This is a genomic window from Chitinispirillales bacterium, from assembly GCA_031254455.1.
Taxonomy (GTDB): Bacteria; Fibrobacterota; Chitinivibrionia; order Chitinivibrionales; family Chitinivibrionaceae; genus WRFX01.
Genome location: JAIRUI010000058.1, coordinates 1 through 6,314 on the forward strand (window position 1 = coordinate 1; position 6,314 = coordinate 6,314).

Consider the following 6,314-nt stretch of genomic DNA (forward strand, 5'->3'; position numbering starts at 1 on the left):
TTGGACGAATTTTTAAGGTTTTGGCGAACCATAGTCAGCTTTTTTACTTATTGTTGTATCTGAATAAATAAAAATCCTCTAATAGTCCGTTCTGAAAATCATACTTGTGCAACAGACACAACGAACATACTTGTAAAAAGGCGGGAATACGTGAAAAGTATTTCTGCCTTTTATTTTATCAAATAATACCCTAAAAATACCGCGACAATCCCAAAAATTACGCTTGAAAAAACATAAGAAAAGAAAATTAAATAATCTCCTTTTTCAATCAAATTCATATTTTCCAATGAGAAAGCGGAAAACGTTGTGAATCCTCCGCAAAAACCGGCGGTAAATAAATATTTAATATTCTGTGAAATATTTGAGTGCGTATTGAAATATGCGGAAACCAGCCCTATTATAAAACATCCTAAAATATTTACGATAAAAGTAGCCGCAGGGAAACGACTGTTTGCAATAAGCGCGGAAACGGCAAAACGCAAGGCGCTTCCAAATCCGCCTCCAATGGCGATAATAATAAATTTTTCCAACATAAAAATTATTTTCCGTTATACCGGCAACGTTTTATAAATTTCCGTTTGATTCAATTATGCGTACTTCTTTGGCGACGTATTGTCCTTTTTCGTTCAATGTTTCTAAAAATTCAACGGTGTCGCCTATCTGTAATTCGGAGAAATCGGAATCAATAACGCTCGACCAATGAAAAAACACATCTTCGGGTTCATTGTTTATGAATCCGTACTGCTCTTTTACCGCCTTAATAGTACTTGTTTTCCGCGACGGCTTAAATTTTGTTATATCGATACGAGAGGTAATACGTTTTTCCGTATTGGTTTCTTCGTCGCTGTTTTCCCGGCTTGTAAAAAGTCCGTTTATAATAGGATCGTTTCTGCGAACACGGTTATCGATTATTTCATGCATTGCGATAGGAAAGGTAACTTCTTCCAACAACGCTTGCGACGTTCTTGTAATCGACTTTTTCCCCGCTTGATTTACATACTCAAAATCCCACGACAAAAGCATAACTTTAACGCCTATGGTATTAAGTTTTCTTGCAAGCGGGACATAATCGCCGTCCGACGCTACAAGCGCTAAAATATCAAACTTTTTGTAAATCGCCAATTCGTACGCTTCCAAAGCGAACAAAACATCAATGCCTTTTTCGTGTCGGCTTCCGTCCAGCTCGGTTTTTACCGGAAGATAGTGAGTTGTAACCCCTTCCGCGTGAAGCATATCGTCGAACAGACGTTCATAATAAAGTATGTCGTTTCCGTTTTCTTGAGTTCTCGAATCAAGCGCGTTCACTCTTCCTCTAAAGTAATGGGCGTCCACAATATGACACAAATGTTCGTCAATGCCGCACAGTTCCGCCGCTTTATTACGAATAAAACGATGCAATCCGGATAAACTCAAACGACTTTTCTTTTCATGAGAATACTTGTAGTAATTACTTACATGTAAAAAATAGTTTCCGTCGTAGAATACGCCTATTTTATTAAGTTCAGGTTTTACCATACAACATTCCTTTTGACTATCACATTAAAATTACAAATAAAAACTTCCCTATTATTTTACTTCCATTTTTTCCATAAGTTTATTAAACCGTTAGTCGAACTGTCATGACTTTCTACTTTATCATTATCGTTTAATTCCGGAAGAATTTTATTTGCAAGCTGTTTGCCGAGTTCTACACCCCATTGGTCAAAACTGAAAACGTTAAAAATTATCCCCTGAACGAATATTTTATGCTCATAAACAGCCGTAAGAAATCCGAGAACTTCCGGAGTAATTTTTTTTACAAGGATTGAATTTGTAGGAATATTGCCTTTGAATATCTTGAACGGAACAATCTTCTCATATTCGTTTGAACTTTTACCCGCTTTTTCAAACTCCGCAACGACTTGTTCTTTTGTTTTTCCAAACGCCATCGCTTCGGTTTGCGCAAAAAAATTCGACAGCAGTTTTTTATGATGGTCGTCAATCGGATTATGCGATTGCGCAGGAGCGATAAAATCACAAGGAATAAGTTTTGTTCCTTGATGAATGAGTTGGTAAAACGCATGTTGTCCGTTGGTTCCCGGCTCACCCCAAATAACAGGACCGGTTTGATAATCAACGCTGTTTCCGTCTCTGTCCGTTTGCTTGCCGTTAGATTCCATATTTCCCTGCTGAAAATACGCTGCAAATCTGTGCATATATTGGTCATAAGGCAGGATTGCCTCCGATTGCGCTCCCAAAAAGTTATTATACCAAATTCCTATCATCGCAAGAATTACGGGAATGTTATCTTTTAAATCCGCTCTTTTGAAATGTTCGTCCGCGGCAAAAGCGCCTTTTAAAAGTTTTTCATAATTTTCAAAACCGATTGTAAGCGCAATAGATAATCCTATAGACGACCAAAGCGAGTATCTTCCGCCGACCCAATCCCAAAATTCAAACATATTCGCCGTATCAATTCCGAATTCTTTGACCGCTTTTTCGTTTGTGGAAAGCGCCGCAAAGTGTTTTGCAATGTATTTTTCTTCTTTTGCGAATTTCAAAAACCAATTTCTTGCGGTATTTGCGTTTGTCATTGTTTCCTGCGTAGTAAATGTTTTTGACGCGACCAAAAACAACGTCGTTTCCGGATTGCATTTTTTAAGGGTCTCGGCAATATGCGTTCCATCGACATTCGATACAAAATAAGTGTTTATGCCGTCTTTCCAATAGGGTTTTAACGATTCGGTCACCATTACGGGACCTAAATCCGAACCGCCGATTCCTATGTTTACGACGGTATCAATATTTTTACCGGTAAAACCGGACCATTTTTTACCGTGAATTTTATCGCAAAATTCCTTCATTTGCGTAAGAACTCTATTTATTTCGGGCATTATATCTTTTCCGTCAACCAAAACCGGAGCGCTTTTTATGTTTCTTAACGCGGTATGCAAAACCGCACGGTTTTCCGTGACATTTATTTTTTCGCCTAAAAACATCGATTTTCGCGCTTCTTCCACTCCGCAAGTCTTTGCAAGCGAAATCAAATCGTTAAAAATTTCATCCGTTATGAGATTTTTTGAGAAATCAACAAAAACATCGTTGTCAAATCCGACTGTTTTAGAAAACTTTGCAAATCTGTTTTTGTCCTTATTAAACAGTTCTTTAAGGTTTCCGCCTTCGCCGTTTTTCACTCTTTTTTCAAGCGAAGCCCATTGAGATGTTTTGGTAGGATTTACATTTCTCAGCATATGAACCTTTCGTTTGTCTTAAACATCTTAATCAAAAATAATATTTGTACTTTGCAAAATTATAATTTTATCAAGTAATAAATTAAAATCTTTCAAAAATCGACAATAAATAAAGTCATATCGTCGGCAATATCGGTTTTCCCTATAAATTTGCATAAATTATTCATAACTTCATCGACCGTTTCTTTTGCCGATTTCTCAAGTGTTTTATTGACAATAGTTTTCAATCTAATTAAGCCGTATTGCATTTTCTCTTTGTTTGAACTATCGACAACGCCGTCCGTATATAAAAGAAGGCGATTTTTGCCTTTGCTATACTTATATTCGTGATCGGGCAAATCCAATTCGGGAAACATTCCGACAAAAAATCCGTCCGACTGAAACTGCATATATTCTTTTGTCTCTTTATTAAAAAGCAATATCGGGCAATGTCCGGCGCAGGTATAGGTTATATTCCGTTTGTTAGTGTCAATAACGGCATAAAACGCAGTCACAAAATGGTTTGTAGGAAAATGATTTACAAGTACTTCGTTAATTTTTCGCAAAGTTTGCGACGGAGTCAAATCTGCCGACGCGTAAGTTTTCAAAAGAATTTTTGTCGCCGACATAACAAGCGCCGCACTTACTCCGTGCCCGGAAACGTCCGCAATAAATACGGCGTAAATACCTTCTTTGAGGACAAATAAATCATAATAATCGCCCCCGACTTCGTCAACAGGTATATAGAACGCAAAAGACTGCAGAAAATCATTGCACGGCAGTTTTTCAGGCAAAAGTTTTTCTTGAACTATCCGCGCCTGTTCCAATTCTTTTTTATTTCTTTCGGTTTCTTGTCGAAATTTTTTCAGAACTAAAATATTATTTATAGTTTTTCCGGCAAGATGAATAATTTTCTCCGATAAGGAAATATTCTCGGCAGCCTCAAGATCGTCCATGTCGCCGCAATCAAAAACAAAAATTCCGGAAACCGCAAAACATATTGTTTTTAACATGTCTTTTTCTCTGCGAAACGAGATGTCATCCTCTTCAATTTCAACGCTTTCTTTTTCGTCCGTTTTTTCTCCGGAATAAATAACAATAGGGATTATTGAGTAAGAATCCATATCTAATCTAAGCGATAAATCGTTAATTTCCGAAAATCCGTTTTTAATAACGACGGATTTCTTATAAAAAATGGCGGAAATTATGTTTTCGTCGGAATTTTCAAATACATCAAAAGAAAACGACAGCCCCTTGTCATGCTTAAATCCTTTTGAAAACGATACTATAAGATTAGCGGTGTCCGGAACAAACGAAAGGAACGCCATCTTTTCAAAAGTCGTCAACTCATAAAGACGCTGCGTCAAAGAATCAAAAACTTCTTTTTCGTCTTGTAAATCATAAATTTCGGAAACGAATTCGCCTATTTGTGCGTTTATCGCCGCTTTTCTACGTAAATTTGAAATCTCGGCATGCAAAGAATCATCTTTATTTTCTGTTATTTCCAATTTTATCCTCCAAATTAAGAAAATTCCAACAGGAATTTTTCAATAAAATCATCTATCTCTCCGTCAAGAACGGCGGTCGTATTTGAGGTTTCATAGCCGGTTCTAAGATCTTTTACCATATTGTACGGATGCAGAACATAAGAACGTATTTGACTTCCCCATTCTATCTTCTTTTTTCCTTCCAGTTTGTCCGCCAATTTTTTTTCATCTTCTTCTTTATAATACTGTCTAACTCTTGCTTTTAACATTTTTATACACGATTCGCGGTTTTTTACTTGAGAGCGTTCGTTTTGGCATTGAACGACAATATTAGTCGGTATGTGCGTCATTCTGACGGCGGAATCGGTTTTGTTTATATGCTGCCCGCCGGCGCCGCTTGAACGATATGTATCGACGCGGATATCTTTTTCATCTATTTCGTATTCGTTAACCTCTTCAAATATGGGATAAGCATAAACGCTTGCAAACGATGTGTGCCGTCTTGCGTTTGAGTCAAACGGCGAGATTCTGACTAATCGGTGAACGCCTATTTCCGATTTCAAATGCCCATACAAATACTCGCCTCTTACTTCAATCGAAACGCTTTTTATCCCCGCCTCTTCGCCTTCGCAATAATCAAGAATCAAAGATTTATATTTGTGCCGCTCTATCCAGCGAGAATACATTCTAAAAAGCATATCAGCCCAATCGCACGATTCCGTACCTCCCGCGCCGCTGTGAATAGTGATTATCGCATCGCATTTATCGTCTTCGCCGGAAAGTTTGCGAACAAATTCCAACTTCCCGATATTCTTTATCGTTTCCGAAAAATGCTGTGTAATCTGTTCAAGCATTTTTACGTCGTTTTCAGAAACGGCAAAATCAAACATTTCTTCTAAACTGTCATAATCCGATTTCAGATTTTGCCACGGTTCGACAAAATCTTTTTCGTTTTTTATCGCTTTCAGAATTTTTTGCGCTGATATCGCATCGTTCCAGAAATTTGGGACGACGGTTTGTTTTTCGAGTATGTTTATTTTTTTCTGTCGATTTTCAATGTCAAAGATACCCCCTTAACAAATTTATTCTTTCTGCGGCGGACTTTAATTCTTCTTTTGATATAATATCCATAATTTTTCTAAAAAAATTGTCTTTCTTTGAATAATCCTGTTCATTAAAATATATTCTGCCGAAACGTTTTATGTATAATTCAAAATTACTCTAACTGTTTTCCTAAAAATAATAATATCCGCTTGATTTATTTTTGTTCATTCTCAAACGCTACGTTGATGACGTTATCATAAACTGCCGCCTTAATCTCAATAAACTTTCAGATTTTCATCGTCTATCTCTATCGCGTCGCCTACTTGACGGATTATTCCTATACCATAAACTTTCGCTTCTTTAACTACGCTTTCGTCAAACGAAAAACCCGCCGCTCCAAGATATAGTTTGTAATTCTCATAGACGGGAAAATATTCACGAAACTGCGATACTTTATGTGTCTGTTGCACAAGTATGATTTTCAGAACGGACTATTAGAGGATTTTTATTTATTCAGATACAACAATAAGTAAAAAAGCTGACTATGGTTCGCCAAAACCTTAAAAATTCGTCC

Annotated in this window: 6 protein-coding genes; all 6 read right to left on the reverse strand. The window is 37.1% G+C overall.

The genetic code is table 11. From position 1 onward, the window contains the following. Positions 1 to 170 precede the first annotated feature (170 nt). Entirely contained in the window at positions 171 to 533 is a 363-nt protein-coding gene (gene crcB, locus LBH98_04130) for a fluoride efflux transporter CrcB (protein MDR0303947.1), read from the reverse strand. 31 nt (positions 534 to 564) lie between these two features. Next, positions 565 to 1,515, reverse strand: coding sequence for an NYN domain-containing protein (locus LBH98_04135; protein MDR0303948.1), 951 nt, complete (start codon positions 1,513 to 1,515; stop codon positions 565 to 567). Between the two features lie 56 nt (positions 1,516 to 1,571). Next, positions 1,572 to 3,230, reverse strand: coding sequence for a glucose-6-phosphate isomerase (pgi, locus tag LBH98_04140; GenBank protein MDR0303949.1), 1,659 nt, complete (start codon positions 3,228 to 3,230; stop codon positions 1,572 to 1,574). A gap of 92 nt (positions 3,231 to 3,322) precedes the next feature. Further along, positions 3,323 to 4,717 (reverse strand): serine/threonine-protein phosphatase, encoded by a 1,395-nt coding sequence (locus tag LBH98_04145; protein ID MDR0303950.1) that lies wholly within the window; start codon positions 4,715 to 4,717, stop codon positions 3,323 to 3,325. Positions 4,718 to 4,731: 14 nt separating this feature from the next. After that, positions 4,732 to 5,763, reverse strand: coding sequence for a peptide chain release factor 2 (gene prfB / locus LBH98_04150; protein ID MDR0303951.1), 1,032 nt, complete (start codon positions 5,761 to 5,763; stop codon positions 4,732 to 4,734). Between the two features lie 252 nt (positions 5,764 to 6,015). After that, entirely contained in the window at positions 6,016 to 6,210 is a 195-nt protein-coding gene (locus LBH98_04155) for a hypothetical protein (protein ID MDR0303952.1), read from the reverse strand. Positions 6,211 to 6,314 lie beyond the last annotated feature (104 nt).

Bases quoted from the DNA above. Each gene is read 5' to 3' on its own strand.
- crcB (MDR0303947.1), bottom strand. From the start codon at position 533: ATGTTGGAAAAATTTATTATTATCGCCATTGGAGGCGGATTTGGAAGC.
- LBH98_04135 (MDR0303948.1), bottom strand. From the start codon at position 1,515: ATGGTAAAACCTGAACTTAATAAAATAGGCGTATTCTACGACGGAAAC.
- pgi (MDR0303949.1), bottom strand. From the start codon at position 3,230: ATGCTGAGAAATGTAAATCCTACCAAAACATCTCAATGGGCTTCGCTT.